General features: G+C 58.1%; 25 protein-coding genes. All 25 read left to right on the top strand.

Annotation, left to right across the window (positions count from 1 at the left end):
• Nucleotides 1-13: 13 nt before the first annotated feature.
• The 25 genes from NTU39_RS00330 (at nt 14) to NTU39_RS00210 (ending at nt 19,086) form a co-directional block, all read left to right on the top strand.
• A complete protein-coding gene (locus NTU39_RS00330; protein WP_257957804.1) occupies nt 14-355 on the top strand; it encodes a hypothetical protein in 342 nt (113 codons plus the stop codon).
• Between the two features lie 521 nt (nt 356-876).
• A complete protein-coding gene (locus tag NTU39_RS00325) occupies nt 877-1,173 on the top strand; it encodes a type II toxin-antitoxin system RelB/DinJ family antitoxin (RefSeq protein ID WP_257957803.1) in 297 nt (98 codons plus the stop codon).
• Entirely contained in the window at nt 1,133-1,435 is a 303-nt protein-coding gene (locus tag NTU39_RS00320) for a type II toxin-antitoxin system YafQ family toxin (protein WP_257957802.1), read from the top strand. Before NTU39_RS00325 ends, NTU39_RS00320 begins: the two co-directional genes overlap by 41 nt.
• 351 nt (nt 1,436-1,786) lie before the next feature.
• Nucleotides 1,787-2,200, top strand: a complete 414-nt coding sequence (locus tag NTU39_RS00315; protein WP_257957801.1) for a hypothetical protein — start codon at nt 1,787-1,789, stop codon at nt 2,198-2,200.
• Between the two features lie 18 nt (nt 2,201-2,218).
• On the top strand, nt 2,219-3,301 hold the full coding sequence (locus NTU39_RS00310) for a hypothetical protein (RefSeq protein WP_257957800.1): 1,083 nt from the start codon (nt 2,219-2,221) through the stop codon (nt 3,299-3,301).
• Between the two features lie 995 nt (nt 3,302-4,296).
• Entirely contained in the window at nt 4,297-4,713 is a 417-nt protein-coding gene (locus NTU39_RS00305; protein ID WP_257957799.1) for a MarR family winged helix-turn-helix transcriptional regulator, read from the top strand.
• A 37-nt stretch (nt 4,714-4,750) separates the two neighbouring features.
• On the top strand, nt 4,751-5,041 hold the full coding sequence (locus NTU39_RS00300) for a hypothetical protein (RefSeq protein WP_257957798.1): 291 nt from the start codon (nt 4,751-4,753) through the stop codon (nt 5,039-5,041).
• Nucleotides 5,042-5,049: 8 nt separating this feature from the next.
• A complete protein-coding gene (locus NTU39_RS00295) occupies nt 5,050-5,322 on the top strand; it encodes a hypothetical protein (RefSeq protein ID WP_257957797.1) in 273 nt (90 codons plus the stop codon).
• Nucleotides 5,323-5,336: 14 nt separating this feature from the next.
• Nucleotides 5,337-5,684 carry a hypothetical protein gene (locus NTU39_RS00290; protein WP_257957796.1) on the top strand — a complete coding sequence of 116 codons (348 nt, stop codon included), beginning with the start codon at nt 5,337-5,339 and terminating at the stop codon, nt 5,682-5,684.
• A 9-nt stretch (nt 5,685-5,693) separates the two neighbouring features.
• Complete coding sequence (locus NTU39_RS00285) at nt 5,694-6,305, top strand: phospholipase D family nuclease (RefSeq protein WP_257957795.1); 612 nt, start codon at nt 5,694-5,696, stop codon at nt 6,303-6,305.
• 25 nt (nt 6,306-6,330) lie between these two features.
• On the top strand, nt 6,331-6,786 hold the full coding sequence (locus tag NTU39_RS00280; RefSeq protein ID WP_257957794.1) for a hypothetical protein: 456 nt from the start codon (nt 6,331-6,333) through the stop codon (nt 6,784-6,786).
• Nucleotides 6,783-7,037: a hypothetical protein gene (locus NTU39_RS00275; RefSeq protein ID WP_257957793.1), complete on the top strand. Its 255-nt coding sequence runs from the start codon at nt 6,783-6,785 to the stop codon at nt 7,035-7,037. Before NTU39_RS00280 ends, NTU39_RS00275 begins: the two co-directional genes overlap by 4 nt.
• 166 nt (nt 7,038-7,203) lie before the next feature.
• Nucleotides 7,204-7,569 (top strand): hypothetical protein, encoded by a 366-nt coding sequence (locus NTU39_RS00270; RefSeq protein WP_257957792.1) that lies wholly within the window; start codon nt 7,204-7,206, stop codon nt 7,567-7,569.
• 334 nt (nt 7,570-7,903) lie between these two features.
• Nucleotides 7,904-8,251, top strand: coding sequence for a hypothetical protein (locus NTU39_RS00265; RefSeq protein WP_257957791.1), 348 nt, complete (start codon nt 7,904-7,906; stop codon nt 8,249-8,251).
• Nucleotides 8,252-8,831: 580 nt separating this feature from the next.
• Complete coding sequence (locus tag NTU39_RS00260; RefSeq protein WP_257957790.1) at nt 8,832-9,665, top strand: methyltransferase; 834 nt, start codon at nt 8,832-8,834, stop codon at nt 9,663-9,665.
• Nucleotides 9,666-10,180: 515 nt separating this feature from the next.
• Nucleotides 10,181-10,828: a DNA methyltransferase gene (locus NTU39_RS00255; RefSeq protein ID WP_150578422.1), complete on the top strand. Its 648-nt coding sequence runs from the start codon at nt 10,181-10,183 to the stop codon at nt 10,826-10,828.
• Nucleotides 10,829-11,082: 254 nt separating this feature from the next.
• The gene (locus NTU39_RS00250) at nt 11,083-11,280 is read left to right on the top strand and encodes a DUF6900 domain-containing protein (RefSeq protein ID WP_257957850.1); all 198 of its coding nucleotides are present in this window, start codon (nt 11,083-11,085) and stop codon (nt 11,278-11,280) included.
• Nucleotides 11,281-12,046: 766 nt separating this feature from the next.
• A complete protein-coding gene (locus NTU39_RS00245) occupies nt 12,047-12,247 on the top strand; it encodes a hypothetical protein (RefSeq protein WP_150578423.1) in 201 nt (66 codons plus the stop codon).
• Between the two features lie 49 nt (nt 12,248-12,296).
• A complete protein-coding gene (locus tag NTU39_RS00240) occupies nt 12,297-14,369 on the top strand; it encodes a ParB/RepB/Spo0J family partition protein (RefSeq protein WP_257957788.1) in 2,073 nt (690 codons plus the stop codon).
• A gap of 58 nt (nt 14,370-14,427) precedes the next feature.
• Nucleotides 14,428-14,865: a hypothetical protein gene (locus NTU39_RS00235; RefSeq protein WP_257957787.1), complete on the top strand. Its 438-nt coding sequence runs from the start codon at nt 14,428-14,430 to the stop codon at nt 14,863-14,865.
• Between the two features lie 508 nt (nt 14,866-15,373).
• The gene (locus NTU39_RS00230; protein ID WP_257957785.1) at nt 15,374-16,594 is read left to right on the top strand and encodes a DUF3560 domain-containing protein; all 1,221 of its coding nucleotides are present in this window, start codon (nt 15,374-15,376) and stop codon (nt 16,592-16,594) included.
• Nucleotides 16,595-17,540: 946 nt separating this feature from the next.
• Entirely contained in the window at nt 17,541-17,822 is a 282-nt protein-coding gene (locus NTU39_RS00225) for a hypothetical protein (protein ID WP_257957784.1), read from the top strand.
• A 1-nt stretch (nt 17,823) separates the two neighbouring features.
• The gene (locus NTU39_RS00220; RefSeq protein ID WP_257957783.1) at nt 17,824-18,138 is read left to right on the top strand and encodes a hypothetical protein; all 315 of its coding nucleotides are present in this window, start codon (nt 17,824-17,826) and stop codon (nt 18,136-18,138) included.
• A 19-nt stretch (nt 18,139-18,157) separates the two neighbouring features.
• A complete protein-coding gene (locus NTU39_RS00215; RefSeq protein ID WP_257957849.1) occupies nt 18,158-18,829 on the top strand; it encodes a hypothetical protein in 672 nt (223 codons plus the stop codon).
• A gap of 35 nt (nt 18,830-18,864) precedes the next feature.
• On the top strand, nt 18,865-19,086 hold the full coding sequence (locus NTU39_RS00210) for a DUF3717 domain-containing protein (RefSeq protein ID WP_257957848.1): 222 nt from the start codon (nt 18,865-18,867) through the stop codon (nt 19,084-19,086).
• Nucleotides 19,087-19,119 lie beyond the last annotated feature (33 nt).

Below are 19,119 nucleotides of genomic sequence, written 5' to 3'. Positions count from 1 at the left end.
AGTATCGAGCGCTATGCTTGTCGACGTGATCCGGCTTCGCCGCGCTGGCGAAAAACTCTCCAAGGCCGACTTTCTGGCCAGCCGGCCGGTGCGCGGCCATCTATGCAGCTGGTCTTACGGCGGCGGTTATCGGGCCGGTAAGCAACTGCGCATTCAGGCAATTACCCTGACGGCGTGCGGCAGGGCGTCCGGCGCTCCGCTGCTGCCGCCGCTGCATAACATCCGGTTCGTTCGATTCAGTGACGACGGCTTGATTTTCGCAGGAGAAGAAGCGATCGAGGTCCGCCGACGTCATGACGAAGTCTACCGTCAGGCGTGGTTTTGCAAACCGATAATCCCGCCTGAGTCCGGATGACGCCGTTGTGTCCCGACGCGCCTTATCCCGGCGGCAGTGGCACGTTGGCGGCCGCGATTACAAGCAGGACAAGCAGCGCGAGGCCAAAGGCGGTCACCGGGTAACGAAACGGGAGCGCCAATACGCTCAAAAGCGTGACGAACAACCGAAAAAGCGTGACGAGCCGTCGGATAAACGTGACGGCGAAACGTAGTCCACCCCGGATGGTACGGGCGACAGTGCAAAGCAGACTCCACATGATGAGTTCCAGTGATCGCAGGCGGCCATGCGCACTCGTAACGGGCCATGCAGCCACTGCTGATCATGGTCGTATAGGCAAAAGCAGAAGATGCGCGGCACGAAGTGGAGAACCACTTCCGGTCACCAGTCTAGGGCGCAAGCAACCTTGACCGATGTTCTTGAATGTGGGTACAATGTAGCTACGTTTCTGAGGTAACCCATTGAGGTTCCGTTTCACAACCCCTCCGGACGTGCCGACTCACCTAAGTGGGCGGCTGTAGTTCCAACCCATTGAGGTACTCATGATTGCCACCGACGTTAAAACCACCGACGTGCGCGCCCGTATCGAGCCGGCGTTGAAGGAAGACGCGCAGCGAGTGCTTGCCGAAAACGGACTCACGTTGTCCGACGGGGTAAGGCTGTTCCTGCGCCAGGTCGTGCTTACGCACGGCCTTCCCTTTGAGGTTCGGATTCCCAATGAGGCCACGCTGGAAGCACTGCGTGAGTCTCGGGCGATGAAGGGTACGGCCCGCTTTGCGTCCGCACAGGAACTGATTGATGAACTCGAAAAAGAAGGCAAAACTGCCGTTAAGAAGTGAAATCACGAAGGGGTTCCAGAAGGACTGGACTCGCCTGAGTCATTCGGGCCGATACAACATGGCGGACCTGAAGACGACGATGCTTCTCCTGATCGCGAATGATGGCCCGCTTCCCCCTGAGTATCTTGACCACTCGCTGACAGCCGAATGGGCTGACCACCGGGAGTGTCACGTTGGGGGAGATTTCCTCTTGATATACCGGATTGACGACGAAGAAGTTGTTTTCGTTCGTGCGGGGACTCACTCCGAGTTGTTCAAATAGACCACAGTGGTGCTGCCGCCTTCGGGCGGCTTTTTTTTGCATGTCCGCTGGCCAATGCGCTCGTGTTATCGGTCCTGGTTGCCCTAAAGCCGACCGGCCGTAGCGACAACGTCAACATGCCCTGCGGCTGTCCGCAGAAACTCGTTGATATGCCCCCATTGGGGGGTTATCATGAGGCCGGTGAGGCGACATGTGTGGTTAATGTGCACGAGCTGTCGGGCGAAGATCCGAATCTTGTTCGGCCAATTCCAGAAGGCCTTCGCCTGTCGACTATAAGCACTGCGCTTCACCCGTTCCGATTAAGACGAGCAGTATCTGCTTGTACCACCAGCATCAACTACAGGACGAGAAATGACGATTTTCCAAAACGACGCAGCCACCGCCATCCTGCGTGAGGCGGCAGAGAAATTGAAAGCCATTGGACTGCATGCAGAGATCGGGGTGAACGGTCTCCCGCATGGGGACGCGCTGGTGCTCTTTGCTTCGGACACGAAGGAGGGCGTTGAAGCCGGCCATGTAGCACTCTGGGAAGGTGCAGTCGTCGCAAACACTGAAGGTGAGCGCTTCGCCTCAGAAATGGCCTCGCACCGGACCACCCGTGTCGCGGATCGCCTGATGCATTTGCACCATACGCTAGAGGAGCGCGGTGACCGGGGTCTCGACTGGTCACAAGCGCGAGCGCTCGAGGACCGCTTCGGCGCTGGCCAACTGATCAGCGGCGACGAGGACGAAGCTGAACGACTTTTGTCGAAGTACGGCTACTGATTAGCATTCGGAGGTTCCATGCGCAAGGAATACGATCTGCAGACCGATGTGCTTGAGACAATCATCGGGTCAACGCCGGTGTCCAAAAAACATACGGATCTGCTCGCGGTCTTTGCGGCGCGGACGGACTATCGGGGGATCAGATACGTCACCACTCGCGACGAATTCGGAGAGCGACCGGCACGAGTGATTGGTGCGAATGGAGAGGAAATTGCCTCTGACTACTACGGGTGGATTCGGGCTGAACTTGCTGCACACGGCGGATCTGTTTCAAGACTATGGACGGCCTTTAAGGATTCCCGGTACTGCTTGGTCGAGGTTCTCCCACTCCTGCATTACTTCGTCTACGACCGAGGTGGAGAGCAGGATAATTTTGTGCAGTTTGCCGTATGGGAAGAGCAGGAAATCGTTCAGAGCGAGCTTTTCCCGTCAGATGAGTATTTTCTGCCAACTGCCGAAGAACTCAGCAAAGGCTGGTCCACCATGTCGGGAAACAGCATCGAGAGGCGAACACTTGGCGAGCCGCGCTACCTGCTGAAGAGCGCGATCGATATGCAGCGCTTTCTTGCGGTCGGCGAGTCTTTATATGAAGAGCGTCGTCGTACCGACGGTGCTCGAAAGGTGGTGATGACACGGGGCTCGACAGGTGAGAGTCGTGTCGTCACGATTCGCGAACTTACGGATGGCTACGACGAGTCAAAATGGCCTGCCCGGCGATTCTTTGACGATTGGACTGCATCCAGTGCCGGTATTGCAGGTGAGCGTGCGTGCCTACGCTGGGCATTTCGCACGGCGGATCACACCAGTGAGAACGGCGTCCGCCATCTCGATTTTGTGCCGAGGTGGGCGCATTCGCGCAAGATTGCTGAACTGAAGAGCACGAGTAAGCTAGACATCTACAGTCTATTCGGAAAACTTAAGCAGCTCGATGAACGCGTTGGCATGTCGTTCGCGTGGTACTTCTACGGGATCCACGGGAACCTCGTGAAGAGTGGCCAGATGGAACGAGTGCTTAAGGCCGCAGAGGAAGGTCTTATCGTGCTTCCAGAGCAAGACTATCGGGTACTCCGCCAATGGAGCGATGATCCGTATGGATTCTGACTTGACCGAGGCCACCTCATGCAGAAAGTCCACTACACCTTTATGCGTTTCACTGCTCGTATGGCTGCACCCATGATGCGGCTCACTGGGTTTCGCTTCTCCAAGGCGTGGCGCGGAAACAAGTTCATCAATCACGTGGACGCGAACTCTTGGGCCGATGGAATCGAACCCGATCGCATGCGGTTCTGAAGCAATATCAAGTCGAGCTTACAAAAGCCACCCCAGAAAACTGTAATACGACAGAGGACACAATGAAAATCAATGAGACGCGTGGAAACGTCATCGTCATCACAGGGACGTCGTCGGGAAAAGCCACGCTTCTCACCCACACTGAGTTTCGGGCGTGGAGCAAACTGTGGCGCATGCAGCGCCATGGATCTCGAAAAGCCAAGGTAGAAGTGCGTCGCACGCTTGCACGCGTTCGCGATCCGGTTCGGGCCCTCGAAGCCGCCCTAGATAAGCGTGCCAGAAGGCGTAGGGCGAAATTACTAAGAGCCCTGAGCGGAGTTCTGACAGCGAGCATGATGCGTCTCCAGGCGAAGCAGTCTGGTCCCAGACTGAATGTCGTCCAAACCTAGCATGATTGAGTCTCGATCGACGGCCCAGACATGGGCGGCCATAACCATGCGGCATCCGCTGCCGACCACAGCGCCACGTAGACGGCACCAACCAGAATCGTGGCTGAAACATTAAGCGGAGGAATTGATGACAGTTCGAAATGCTCGTTCGCAGACACAACAAGAGTTTCTGCGGGAAGCAATTAGCCAGCTCGGCATGACACGAGCAGCGTTCGCGAAACGCATTAGCGTTCCGGAAAAAACACTCGATAAATGGCTTGCCCCGCAGAATACGAGCGACGCCAGATCTATGCCAGACGTGGTCTGGGCATACGTAAGAGAAATATTACATTGGGATGCTAATAAATCTTGATATACCCCCATTGGGGGTATATCATGTTCCTGTGTCTTCACCACGAACCCACAGGAGTTATCAAATTGGAAAAAGTCATTTCTGTAAGTGGAGCGCTTTCGCGAGTGGCAGCGGCGATGCGTCGTCAGGCTTGGGATGGTGCAATTGCGCTCGGTATTACACCGACCCAAGGCGAAGTGCTTGTGCGTTTGCTTGAGCAGAGAACGGCATTGCGCCTTGGTGAGATCGCAGAGGGCATGCGACTCACGACTCCGACACTGAGTGAAGCAGTTAAGACGCTCGTGGAAAAAGGGCTCGTGAAAAAGCTGCGCGATCGCGAGGACGCTCGTGCGGTCGCCCTCAGCCTGACGGCACGAGGCCGGAATGCCGCTAAGCGTGCAACTGCATGGCATTCGCATCTTGATCTGGTTGTTCAATCATTGAGTACCCGCGAGCGGGACGCCCTCAAGAAAGGGCTGACCGCGTTGCTCCAGCGAATCTAGGGAGCGGCCCATGAATCGGAGAGCAGAAGTCCCGTGCGTGGGCTATATCGACCTGGTCTTCTTTGACGGCTTGATGAATGAGGCCGTCTGTCTCGGTGGAGCCGGCTTTGTCAGCGCGTCGGAAGACGAGATGGCATGGGAGAACGTCCCCGCGTTTTCGGGATACTCCAGCTTCCAGGCTGATCACAAGGACGCCAACGGCGACATCATTGAGGAGAAGAGTGTTTCGGCAGAGACCTGTGAGGCCTTGATGGGCCAGCCGATCAGTGATCTGATCTCGATGGGCCGCGCGAAGCTGAAGGCCGAACTGGCCGACTACACGCTGTAGGGGAAACGATGAATGCAACTGAGCGAAAAGAGTCCTTCCGAGCCGCGCTTGTTGCGTTGGTGAACAACCAGATCCGATCCATCGGTATCACCCCCGAGGAAGCTGCAGCCGTATTCGCCGAAGAGGGCAGAGCTGCGCTGGATCATCTCAACTGGTTGCCTTACCCGCAACGCGCGGCGGCCGAACATTTTGTTGCGGCTGCGGCCTGTCTGAACGATGGCCGAGTGATTCCTGTACCCGGATTCGACATCCTGTTCGCCCAGGGCGACGTTGATAACTGACTTGAGCCGAGAACATGCCATTTCCGATTTTTGCGTTGATCTTTTTGGTTGGCTCCGTTGGAGCGTACCTGACGAAAGCGGTCGCAGGATCCCCGGAGTTTTCGACTTTTCTCGGTACCTATCGTCCCTGGCTGGCGTCGCATGCTGCCGACCTGGGTTACGCGTCGACCGCGATCGTATTGACTGCAACGATGGCCGTCCCATGGGTTCTCGCTCATGGCGAGCATGACGAAGAACTCGAGGCTGCCCAAAACACGTTGGCCGACTTGCTCAAACCCCTTCTGATCATTGCGTTGATCGTAAGCGTTGGGTATCTCTTGGGCATCGGCTTCTTTGCCGCAAAGCAAGCCTTTGGGATCTGAGGAATCCTCATGAGTTCTAGGGCAGGGACGCTTTACGCGTGCTGGGTCGGACTAGCGGCTATCCTCGCACCGGTTGCTTCCGCCAAGCCTGTGCCTGATGTCGCGCCGGCACAGGTCTACGCAGGTTCGGTACAAACCGAGCGATTGATGCAGAGCCCGTCATCGGTGGAGGCTGCGTTTTCTCCAGATGGTGGCGCCGAAGCACTAGTGCTGCGTGTTATCGGATCTGCGGTGTCGACTATCCGATTGGCCGGATATTCATTCACATCGCCGAAGGTTGTTCGTCACCTTATCGATGCAAAGCGGCGTGGGGTAGACGTTGCAATCGTCATCGATGCCAAGGGTAATCTCAACTCGACGTCGGCGCAGGCGCTTAATCTGCTTGTGAACGCCGGTATTCCGGCGCGGTTGGTTGATCGATACGCGAGCCATCACGACAAGTACTTAGTCGTGGACGGAAAGCATGTAGAGACCGGGTCATACAACTTCACATCCTCAGCGGCGTCGCGAAATTCAGAAAATGTGCTGGTGGTCTGGAACAATGTGGATCTCGCTGCACAATATCTACGACACTGGCAGAGCCGCTTCAATCAGGGCGTTGACTATCGGTCCTCGTACTAAGTCGTTCGCGATTTGGAGAAACGAAATGTTCTATCTAAAGTTTGCCGTGGTAATAGCTTTGCTCTGGTTTGTCGATGATGGCTGGGATATCACTTTCAAGGGTACTTCGCTCGGGTTTACGCAAATTTCATCTTCGGAGAAAACCCCCGTGTACGATGCTGCTTTGGACGTGTCAGATGTACACATCTGGACCAATAAGGGATTGCAGGCGTCGGGGCAGGTGATCACCAAAGATAAGCAGATCCTGAATTGCAGCTATAGAGTTGACGCTCGGGTTGCGAATGGAACCATGCAGACTTCGCTCTCGCACGAGCGCTGCTCCATACCGCCTACGTGGGTCACCTGGGTTGGTGTTGTCATACGCTTCTCGATACTGATTTTCTGTTTCATATTGCTGATGACAGAGCTACGAGAGGTACTGAACGACATGCGTGAGAAAAGGCTAAAGCGCTATTCCGTAAGCGGTCGGGGCAAGGCATGAGTGCGAAAATCATCGCAGGCGCGACCATTTTCTACCGTATGTTGCAATGTATATGCGTGCTTGGCGTAGCGGGCTTCGCTTGGGCATTGTTTGTGCGCCTGAAGACCGCAAGTTATGACGGAGCTTTCCCGAATGACCCAGGAGCCGGGTTCATGCTTTTAGCTGCGGGCTTCCTACTCATGATGCTGTGTAAATTGGAAGCACGGCTTGGTGAGCACCAACGGCTTGCAGGGAAACGTCAGCGACGTTGAGCCAAGAGAACCCGTGTGGAACGTCGCTCAGCAGAAGCTCGATGCGCTGGTTGAACTGAGCGATCTCATCGCGCGGCGTTTCGGGCGGTGACCTTGAAGAAATTCGACGCACAATGTTCGATCTCCGCCTATGCTGAATTTTCCACAGCGGATGAAGGAGAGAATCATGGGCGAGCACAACGTAACGGCGGTCTCTGAATGGCAGTCCTTGCAAGAACTACCCATGCCCACGTTGGCATCGGTCAAGGATGCTGGTGCTGTGTATTCAGTGCTCAAGGTTGCATTCGTCTGGATCGATCTTAGCGAATGTCGGGCCGCCAACTTGCCAGCGCAGCCGATAGCAGATGGAAAGTGTGCTCTTGCTTCGATTTTGGTCGACGGTGAGGGACGGCGAGAACTTTATCGCCTGCCCCTTTCCCTTTCCGATTGGGCGTTCAGCGAAGTTACTCTCGCGCGGCAGGGCTTGCGCAAGTATCCGTCCGAGATCGAGTTTGGGTGCCTATCGGATCGACACTATGCGGAGATCCTCTGACTTTGCTTGATAATCCGATGGCGGCCATGCGGTGGCCGTGTCATGCCGCGATCAATCAACGACGGACAACGTAGGTGGAGACATTTCGATAAGCATTCTGGCTCTTCTCGGCTACTCATTTGCCATAGCTGTTGTGGGCTTCGCTCTCATATGGATGGTGGATTGGTTGCGGGCGAAGCGTGCCGGACGGCGATTCGTCGGATTGACTGTTGCGCTGTCTGACCGGATAGCGCTCAGAGCATTCTTTGGACTCTTTGTTTTTCTGTTTCTATTCTCCTGCTTGGTTTTGATGTTACTCACGTTCACTCACATCATCTCGATCTAAATCACAAATATGGCAATCGCTTTCGATAAGCAAAATCTGGACGCGGCTGTAGCGGCCGTAATGAGATCCGCTCTTGAGAAAGAGCAAAAGTGGATTCCTCAGCTTGGCGGCGCCGTCGTTCGACTGACCGAAGACGGTGACGTCAGATCATATTTGATGGCTCGAGCCTCGGAGGCCTATACACAAGCCGCTCAGTTGCCCGGCGGCATCCAGGTCGCTCGCATTGAAGGCGTGCCATACAGTCCGGTTGGGTTTGTGTTTGAGCCGCACGCTGGTGAGATGCTCCCAGCCCCTGTGCGAATCGAAGGCGACACTGGTGAAGTGCAGCATTTGGCCTATTTTTGGGCTGTCCTGTAGCCACAGCGACACCGCGAAGCACATTCCCCATCGCCTGCGCCTGCGGGCGGTGCCCCAGTGGCCATCTGCGCCGAAGAACGTCAGCCTTGTCGCGTGTGACAACGCCGATCTTCGGCCTCAATTCATTCCGTCGATTTTCCTCGCGGCAATCTCCACCATTGTCCAGACTCTGGCGGCTGTCACCCGTCGCATGCATCTTGTAATGCCCTCATGAACAGCTTCGCCGCCAGCGGCTCAGGTAGCGCGCTCGCCGCGCGGAGCGTCTAGCTTCACCTGCAGCGCCATCTACTCTCCCGCATCCCCCTCGCTCGCCGTCCATACCTCGCGACCGTAGCCTCATTCGCCTGGCCGTCAAGGCGCGCGGGGCCGTGTCCTTCGCTGCGCTCCGTCCCGCACCCACCCCGCGCTTTCTCCCTTGACCGCCAGGCGCCTGACGCTCGTCACGTTCGCGGGACGACGAACTCAGGGGAACGGCGGCAGCGACGAGAGAAGCGGCTGGTTCGGCAAGACAACATCTTCGCCGGGACTCGGAATCTTGGGGTCCGGCGGGTAACTCAACAACGGCAAGGAGATCTCGGAAATGAAAATGACGCGTCAACAGGCAAAGCAGATGACGGAAGTCGAGCAGCTCGTCGCGCTCGAGCGACGGTTGACAGTGGACGAGCGGATGTTTGTACTCGAGCACTATCAGGAGGGCGCACATACGGATAACGCAGCCATCGGAGCGTTCTTCACGCCTTACGGGCTGGCCAGAGACTTGGCGATCGAAGTCTCCGGCGCTCGCGTCGTGGACTTGTGCGCTGGGATTGGAGCGCTGGCGTTTGCCTGCGAATCCGACGACCGTCATTTGACGTGTGTTGAGCGCAATGCCGAGTTCGTGCGCGTTGGCCGCAAGGTAATGCCGGATGCCACGTGGATTCACGCTGACGTCTTTGGCGACTGGTGGCGTGATCTTCCTTCATTCGATATGGCCATCGCAAACCCGCCGTTCGGCCGGATCCGCGCGTCTGAATACTTCGGATCCTATCGGGGAAGTGAGTTCGAATACAAGGTTATCGAGCTTGCGCTGCGTGTAGCAAATCGCGGTGCGTTCATCGTGCCGCAGCCTTCCGCACCGTTTCGCTACTCGGGGGCGCAGTACTACCAGCGTTGCGTTTCTACGAAGTGTGAAGCGTTCCTTCGAGACACAGGCATTACCCTAGAAGTGGGTACGGGCGTCGACACGTCGATTTACAAGGATGAATGGCATGGTGTAAGTCCAATTTGCGAAATTGTCCTTGCCGAATTCCTGGAGCAACCTGACTCCGTAGTACCGGTCAGCACAGCACCGGCTGCACCCGAACCCACGTACCTCCCGAGCGCGATGCTGGCCAATGTCGACGCCCGCCAGTTGGACATGTTCGAATCCATGTAACTCCGATGGGGCGACCGACGTCGCTCCATCTCCCGGTGGACTCTAGCCGTCCCGCCGCAGAGCGGCGCGCCGGTTGCTTCTCGACGCGCCTCTGGCGGCTCGCCGCCGGCGCTGACTGCCTCTTCAGCTTCGCCGCCGGCATTCACCGGCCGCTCAGGTAGCGCGCTGATCGCGCTTGCTGGCCCGAGCCGTTGGGCTTCGCCACGGCACCAACCGATTTCTCCCCCTCAAACACACAACCGACCCGACACCTAAGTTTTCCCCCCTGCGGCTTGGGGTGACGTTCGCTCGCCTGGCTCTTGGTGCCGGCTTGACCAGAGATGCGGACTGAGCGTCGCATCTTGGCCTGCACCTTCAACGGCTTTCGCGGCATATCCTCGCGGCTCCGCTGCTGCGGTATTCCACGATCCATTGACACCAGTCGTCCGTCGCGCGCCCGCATCCCCAAGCCGCACGGATTACGCCTCGCTAGGTCGAGCGCACGTGTGGCCCCTTCCTACTCTTTGGAGCACGCTATGGGCCGCTTTATCTTGGGCGACAGCCTCGCCATCCTGCCTACATTCCCTGACGCCTGCGTCGACTTTGTGCTCACCGATCCGCCTTACCTGGTGAACTACGTTGATCGGTCCGGCCGGGCGATCGCCAACGACGTCCAGGGCGACTGGCTGCGACCTGCTTTTTCGCAGATCCGACGTGTCATGCGGCCGAACACGCTATGTGTGTCGTTCTACGGGTGGAACAAGGTGGACATGTTCTTCGACGCCTGGAAGGCCGCAGGGCTTCGCGTAATCGGACACATCGTTTTTAGCAAAAACTACGCTTCTAAGTCGCGTTTCTTGCGCTATCAGCACGAATCGGCATATCTGCTTGCGAAGGGCAATCCTGTCCTGCCGGCCGATCCCTTGCCCGACGTGCTTGGCTGGTCCTACTCAGGCAACCGGCACCACCCAACCCAGAAGCCAGTGCCCCAACTCTCGCAGTTGATTGAGTCGTTTTCACGGCCAAACGACATTGTGCTGGATCCGTTTGCCGGCTCCGCATCAACGTGTGTTGCCGCGCACCAGCTCGGTCGGCGCTTCCTCGGCATCGAAATGGATCCGCAATACCACGCCGCCGGCGTGCGCCGACTGCAACAAGCGAATACGCGTGAGGTGGCAAATTGAGCATCGATCGCATCCTGATGAATTTGCGTGCCTACCTCAGCGGCATCGCGAATGTGAATCCGAACCATCTCGTCATTCTCGCCGAGTGCCAGAACGTTCGATTACTGGCCCAGGCCGACCTAGAGCGGAGAGTGGCCGACACGCTGGGGGAACTCACCGATGAGGAAGTTCGTGCGATTGCGTGCGAGGATGTGGACATACAAAAACTGGCCAGCGACGCAATGGCCGGAAAGATCAACGCGGGGACCGATAACGTGGCACAACCAACCATATCTAATGCGGCTCGATCTGAGCTAACACATATCGCCGAAGCCACTCTGGGAATTCCTACGCTCGAATCCCGACATTCCGACTCACTCGATTTTCATGACCTAGCGGTCTGGACGATTGAGCGAGCGCTGGAGCAGGCATATCTCGCAGGCATGACAGACCACCAGCGAAGCGCGGAATGACGTGAGCACACCCCCGGCTAGTGTTTCGCCGGCCGGGGTGTGCCGGGAACCTGGGGTGATTTTGCCCAGCACCCCGCGAAGCGAGTGATAGGGATTGGGGTCTGTGAGGCGGCCGCTCTAGGGGCTTGCGCCCCGCCGCGAGGGCACCCGCGCAGCAGTAGGGCCACAGGCGGGCCCCACTGCTGCAAAGCAGCACTGCCGCTCATTTGTGGTTTCACAGCGTTGCTGCCGTTGGAACCAGCTCCGTGTGGCGGTTACGAACTACCGCAGCCCAAACAGGGCGTTACCCGGCTCGCCGGGCCGGGCTTTCGTGCTGCGCATCGAGCCCGCAAAGCGGTCTCGCCCCATTCGGGCATCAATCCCTAACGCACGCTCCGCGTTGCTCCGCTCAACGACCTGTACGGACCCGGCCTACGGCCAGGTGTAGGCGCTCGCCGCGCGAGCGTTTCCGGCAGCTCGATAGGCGTCGGCTGGTCCGCCAATCCCCTTAGTTCTCGCCCGAATCGCGACAGTAGCCCTCCACCGTCAGACAGCAAGGGTGCGCTTCGCCATGTCCTCACCCGTTCGGTGCTCGCCTGCGGCTGCGCTCCGCGTGCGGCTTCCGGCATGCCCTTGCAGTCCGCCGGCTCCGGCCTCCTTTGTCGCCGGGACGACGAACTAAGGGGACTGGCGGCAGCGGGTAAGCCGCGGTCGGATCCACCAAAAACAAACCCTTCGCTGGGACTCGGAATCTTGGGTCCCGGTCAGCTGAAAAACAGGAGTGCTTATGGAAATCGTGCAAACCATTTCGGCCTTCTACGGCAACGACCGCAAGGGGCGTCCTTATGTGCAGGTGTTCATCGAGTTTTGTGCCATCGACGGCACGAAGCTCTGCGGCAAAGCCTGCGCAATTAGCGCGGCGGACATCGCAGATGCAAAGCGCATGGCTTACGCCATCGGCGCAGACGTTGTGCAACCCATTCATTGAGATTTTTCACGGCAGTGCCCTTTTGATAACTCGTGCAAGGAGAAAGACCATGAAAGCAGTGAAAGCCAGCGAAACCATCAACGTCCCCTTCAAGTTGCTTGTGGACTCTGAGGACAACGTCAATAAGGACGAAGTCATCACGCCTGAAATCGAGAAGGAGTACGGCGAGACAATCCTCGCAAACAACGGGCTGCTCCAAAATCTCGTGGTGACATTCGAGAACGGCGTTTACCCCGTGGTTGGCGGTCGCAAGCGCCGTGCGGGCCTCGCATGGCTGGTCGCGCAGGGTATCGCACCTTTCGATGAAGATTACCCGGTGCCGGTGATGGTTGTTGCCAAGGCGGATGCCAAACTTGCCAGCTTGGCAGAGAACGTCAGCCGTCGCCTTATGCACCCGGCCAAGCTGTTTCGCGGCATCAAAGAACTGGCGGACGAAGGCCGGACGTTCGCTTTCATCGCCAAGACGTTCAACACGAGCATCGCAAAAGTGAAAGGGATGCTCAAGCTCACGGCCGTTTCGCCCAAGCTGTTCGACCTGTTCGAGAACGACAAGATTACGGTCGAAGAGATGCAGGTTCTGATTCTCGCTGACACACATGCGGAGCAAGAGGAGGCGTTTGAAGCCTTTAGGGGGTACTGGAACCGTCGCCCGGATCAACTGCGCAACCTGATCGTCAAGCAAGAGCGCAACGTGCAAACCGACCCGCATGTGAAGTTCGTGACACTTCAAGCCTACGAAGAAGCAGGTGGTCTCGTTCGCCGCGATCTGTTCGCAGATCAGGATGCGGGGTACATCCTCGACTCCAATCTACTCCATCAACTCGAACGGAAGAAGTTGGAAAGTGTCGTCGCTGACGTAAAGGCCGAAGGCTGGCAGTGGGTGGAAATTTCGGTGACCGGTGACGAGGCGCGTCAATTGGAGCGAATCGCTCACGTTGATCGTGCTCCGACCGACGAGGAAACCGCCTACATCGATGCGCTTGTCGCAGACGCTACCGCCGCAGAGGATGCGTGCAATAAGGCAGCAGAAGACGACGAAATCGACGGTGAGACGTATGAAGCACTCGAAGCACGACGGGACGACCTTCGTGACCGAATCGCTCGCGCCAAAGCCGCGCTGCGCACGTATGCGCCGGAATTGGTTGCTATGACCGGCGCTTTCGTCGGAGTTGGCCGGGACGGCGAACTTCACATTGAGCGAGGGCTTGTGCGTCGGGAGGATCGCGTTGCTGTTGCGAAGCAGCGAGGCGACGACTCGGAAGTGAAGCGCCTCACGAAAGAAGCGACTGCCACTGAACGCGCCACGCAAAAAGGGCCGCACTCCGACGCACTTACCCGCCGCTTGAGTGCTCATCATTCAATTGCCTTGCAAGCAGAAGTTGCAGCCAACCCGGAAGCCGCGTTCGTGATCGCACTCGAAAAGCTCGCCGGGGGCCACTTTTTCCGGGGTGCGAGCGAGAGCGTCCTCAACATGAGTGTGACCGAGCAACGTCACCAATTGGAGCGAGACGCAAGCGACCTCAAAGAAACTGCCGCCGCGAAGGCACTGGAAGCAACCGAGCAGCAATGGAAGGCGAAGCTGCCGAGCAGCCGTAAGGAACTGATGAATGCACTGTTCCAACTGTCGTTGGACGACCGCATGGCGCTCTTCGCATTCCTCACCGCCGTTGGCATCAATGGCGTCGTTCAGTCGGAGAAACATGCAAGCCGACTGGAAGGGGTAGCAGACGTTGTTGGAGTGGACATGACCAAATGGTGGAAAGCTACGTCGACCACGTATCTCTCCTACGTCTCACTCGCGCAGATCGGTGAAGTCCTCAAGGAAGCGGTGTCGAAAGAAGCTGCTGCCGAGGTGGTGACGATGAAAAAGCGCGACGCCGTTAAGCACGCCGAGAAGCTGCTTGCGAACACCGGGTGGTTGCCGAAGATGATGCGCCGCAAGGTCGTTGTCGAACCGGCTAAGTCGGCTAAGCCGACCGCAGCACAGAAAAAAGCCACGGCCGCACCCAAGGCACCTACGAAGGCCGCGCCGTCCAAGACCCCTGCCAAAAAGGTGGCGAAGGCGAACGACGGCAAGACCGCGAAGCCGCGTAAGCCCGCAGCCAAAACCACCTCTCGCTAAACGTCGTATGGACGCCTCCGCAAGGGAGGCGTCCCCTCCATCTCAAAGGAGTATCGATATGCGTTCTCTGAATGAAGGGACAAAAGCCGATGCTGCACACACTCTTGGCTATGAAATGTACGCGTGGTTTCACAGCGAGGCATGGAACGTTGACCACCGGATCGTGGATGCGGGGTTTGCCCCCGATGGATCACCTTGGGTCATCAGCCTGTGTCCGGGCGGGAGGTCGTTTAAGCACAGCGTCCGGTTCGACCGCCGTTGTGACCGGGCTCTCGGCACCTACCGCATAGAGATCCGCTACGTGTTACACGCCGCCCGCGAAGGTGTCGCTCACCCCGAGTACAGCGCCCATGTGCTGACTGGTGACGACCTGACCTTGCTTGATGCCACAACGAACATGGTGAAGTTTGGTTTCAACGACATGACGTTTTTCACCACTGCGCAAGAGTGGGCGGCGCGCGATAACGGGTACGTATATGCGTTGCGCTGCAAGTAAGAGTTTTCACTGCAAGAACCAGTCGTTGGCCCGTCCGACGATAGCCTGCGGCCTGCTCGATCCGCACCAGACTTTCGCCTGGCGCGAACCGAGTGAAATATGGCCGCAGGGGAGTGGGCGGGACGCTCTGGGGGTTCCGCTTCGCTCCACCCCGGCACTGGGCCACCCCAACAGTCGCGCCTCTGGCGCGAGATTGCGCTGCGCGCGACTGCCCGCCGCCGAGCGTCGGGGTTTCGCTGTTCGCCCACGTCGGGATGCTCCACGCCCAACCGTTTCGACCGAAACACCTTTCACAGCACTGTGGATCGCCTCTTTCCGTCGCATAGCGATCGCACGTTCGTTTGCAAGGGTTCGCGTTGCGCCGTGCGTCGCCCGTTCGGTGCTCGCCTTTGGCTGCGCTCCGCGTGCGGCCTTGCCCGGCCCCTTGCAAGCCTTCGAGCTTTCGCAATTCATGCGCCGAGGCGGCTCCACATTGCAGGTTCAACCAGTCGAAACAGAAAGGAGAGTTATGACCATCCCAATCACTCACAACGAAACCCCGGCACTCAACGTCGAAAACGCGGGCGTTCCCCCCGCACCCCCCGAGGCTCACCCCATTGCAGGCGCAGAACCTCGCCACGTCGATACGGGGGCGGGCATGACCGCGACTTATTCGCTGGAGGACAACAAGCTCCGCCTCTACTCGGTGTTTCGTCTGCCGGCGGATCTGTACCAGCGCGTAAGTTCAGCAGGGTTTATCTGGGCCGCAAAGCAGGACTGCTTTGTCGCCCCGATGTGGACACCGGTTCGCGAGGATCTGCTGCTGGAGTTGTGCAGCGAAATCGAAGAAGAGGGGACGTCGCTGGTCGAGCGCGCAGCAATGCGGGCGGAGCGATTTGACGTGTACAGCGAAAGCAACTCGCGTAAGTCTGACTCGGCACATCAGGCGGCGCGCGAAAGCGTCGCCGGAATTCCGATGGGACAGCCGATTCTGGTCGGCCACCACAGCGAAGCACGCCATCGGCGTGCGCTGGAGCGCCAGGACACCAACATGCGAAAGGCTATCGAGACGGCAGAGCGTGCCGAATCGTGGGCGCGCCGCGCAGCCGCGGCTCAAGCAAACGCCGCACGGAAATTGTCAGTCCCGGTTCGGCACCGCCGTATCAAGTCTCTAGAGGCTGAAGCCCGGAAACAACGCAGGAATATTTCTGAAGCCAATACCGAGGCCAGCATCAAATGGGCCACTCGCTGGCTGGGTCACTACGAGACACGCATCGCTTACGAACGCGAGATGCTGTCTGCCGCAGGCGGGAGTGCTTCAACGAGACACGATTTTGCGGTAGGCGGCACAGTCGTCGTGCGTGGCGAGCGGCTGGTGATTCTTCGCGTCAATCGATCGGGGCAAGAGGTCAGCAGCTTGACCACGACGCCGCCCCGTGCAGCGAGCTGGAGCCGGAACTGGAAGATCAGCGCCGAGCGCGTCGACGCCTACGAGCCGCCTACAAAGGAGGCCATCGATGCCGTGGCCATCGTCAAGAAATTGCCACCGATTGTGAATTACCCAGCGCTCGGTTGCTTGGAAATGACCCGAAAAGAGTGGGCGGATTGCTCACGCGACTACAAGGGCACTCAAACCGCGAAGGGTGACGAAAGGCTCGCCGCCTACCGTCATCGAACAATCGTTCGTAACGGCATCTTGCGGCTCGTCTACATCGTAGACATGAAGACAACCGAGCCGCGAACGGCATAAGCGCACCTAGCCATTGCATCAGATCAATCGTCATGACGGGCGGCCCAACGTGTACTGGCCGCCCGCCTCAACCACGACCTAAACGCATAGGGGGCAACCGTGAAGTTTCTTGTGGAGGCGACGCCAAGCGATCCCGGCCAGCTCGTGGGCCGCGCGCGCCAGCACGTCCATAACTTCAATCTCTGTGAATCACGCCACGACGCGGCTCGGTGTGCAAAGTTGTTTCACCTGCAAGGTTACTGGGTCGAGATCTATGACAACTCAACCCAAGAATTGCTTGCGGGGCCACTCGATCCAGATCGGCCGTTTCCTGCTTATACCGTGTAACCGTGGTTCGTCATCGAGTGGCTTTTCTTGTAGATACCAAGTAGCTATCCATCGGCATTGCAGCCTAGTGGCTGATGTGGCCATAACGGAGGGAACGCCCAAGCAGGGCGTTACCCGGCTCGCCGGGCCGGGCTTTCGTGCTGCGCATCGAGCCCGCGAAGCGGTCTCGCCCCCTTCGGGCATCAATCCCTAACGCACGCTGCGCGTTGCTCCGCTCAACGACCTGTACGGACCTGGCCTACGGCCAGGTGAAGGCGCTCGCCGCGCGGCATTTTCGGTGGCTCCGATGAGCGTCGGCGGTGCCGCCAGTCCCCTTAGTTCCCCCCCGAATTCGCGACAGTAGCCCTCCACCGCCAGCCAACAAGGGTGCGCTTCGCCGTGTCCTCGCCCGTTCGGTGCTCGCCTGCGGCTGCGCTCCGCCTGCGGCCTCCGGGCACGCCCTTGCAGTCTGACGGCTCCGTGCTCCTTTGTCGCCGGGGCGAGGAACTAAGGGGACTGGCGGCAGCGGGTAAGCCGCGGTCGGATCTACCGAAAACAAAACCCTTCGAGGGGCTCCGAATCTTGGGTCCCGGTCAGCTTTAAACCAAACCGAAATTCGTAATCGCTGGAGCTTAGAGAAATGCCGCAAACGCACTTTGAACTCGCTTTGACTGCTCGCGCGCGCTGGCAGCGTTATGAAACCTCGAATTCGTTTACCGACTGGTGGGCCGCACTTGACGCTGCATACGATGCCGGTCATGCCCCTGACTCGTTGTCCTCGGCACCGGAATTGCTTTGGGATGTTCCCTCGTTGCGCACGTCCTATCAGATGGCTCACCTTGACCGCGTGTACGCCGCTGAGATTGGAGCCTGCCCGTATTGCAATGACGTTGACTCGCTGATCTGCCCTGACCACGACTGAAATGGCTAACGCAACGAACATCATGTCCAAGATCCGGCCCGCAAAAGAGCGATTTCTCCGTGACGTGTGGTTCTACCGAGAATTGCCGCCCACAACACTACCCATTGCCGCCGAACGTATCGATCGGCACGCGGAACTGATCGGTGCGGCAGAAATGTCGGTGCCGGCCATGCGCGAGATGGCGAAATTGCTTAAAGACAGTAAAGATCCGGCCGCTTTGGAGGTTGTCGGCCGTCTGGAGTTGCTGGCGAATCAGTTCACTACCTTGCTCACCTCGCAGAAGGTGCAGCGAGCTACCGAATCGAGTAATCACTGAGACTCAGGAGAAACCGGAAATGACGAAATATCTCGACCTCGCCTTACAGGCACGCGTGACTTTTGCCCTCGGGAAGTGCCTTGCGATCACAGATTCGAGCGGTGGGGATTGCTTGAATTTGCAGGCGCAAGAATTGGCGGAACTGTGTGGGCAGCGTGCCTACCTCGCAGGCGCTGGCCGGGATTGCCCGCTCCAACTTAGCGACGCGCCGTGCTTGGAGAACGCGTTCTTGTGGGGCTATGAATTGGAGCACCACTTGAAGCGTCGAAAGCTAATTGAGCAAGGGGTTGCTGTTTACCAAGTTGGTGCCGTGTTCGGCACCAACTGGTGGGGCAATCCCTTCCAGGACGACGAACGCGACAATAAAGAGAAGTGGTTTGTGTCTGCGCTGGCGGATTCGCCGCAGGAGGCCACCATTGGAGATATTCCATTGGCAGAAACTGAGGAAGAAGCGTGGCAATTGGCAGAACAGCATTTCTATCCGGCACCCGCTGTGCGGAAAGGCTCGGATGAGGTGACCCGCCTCGTCAAATGGATTGACGACCATTATCCGGCAGAGCCGACCATCGACAATGGAGACGGAACCCTGACCGTCGCCGTTCTATGCGTTCCGGCGGAGGGAGATTCGTTTGTCGAGCGCTCCGTCATCCCGGCAAACTTGAAATCCGCCCGCGACTGGCTGGGCTACTGAAATTACCGCTAAATCGTGCGAAGCGAGGTGATACCGTGAACAGCATCGTGACCATGACCGAGATCGAGCAGGCCATCAACTTTTGGCTGAAGGTGAACCCAACTGGCTATGACTACGCGATATGCGAGCAAGCGGCGGCACTGGGTGATCACTATGGTCAGATGATCTACGAAAAACGCGAGAGTGTTGCACTTGCCGAGCTTGGCGAGTTCGCCCGAGCGAGTCTCGAGACAGCAATTAACGGTTCGTTACGTTGATGCCCTATGCCGGATCTCCGGCAATTTCTACGG

This window comes from Pandoraea commovens (assembly GCF_024704525.1).
Taxonomy (GTDB): Bacteria; Pseudomonadota; Gammaproteobacteria; order Burkholderiales; family Burkholderiaceae; genus Pandoraea; species Pandoraea commovens.
This window is presented reverse-complemented; position numbering and strand designations above follow the sequence as displayed.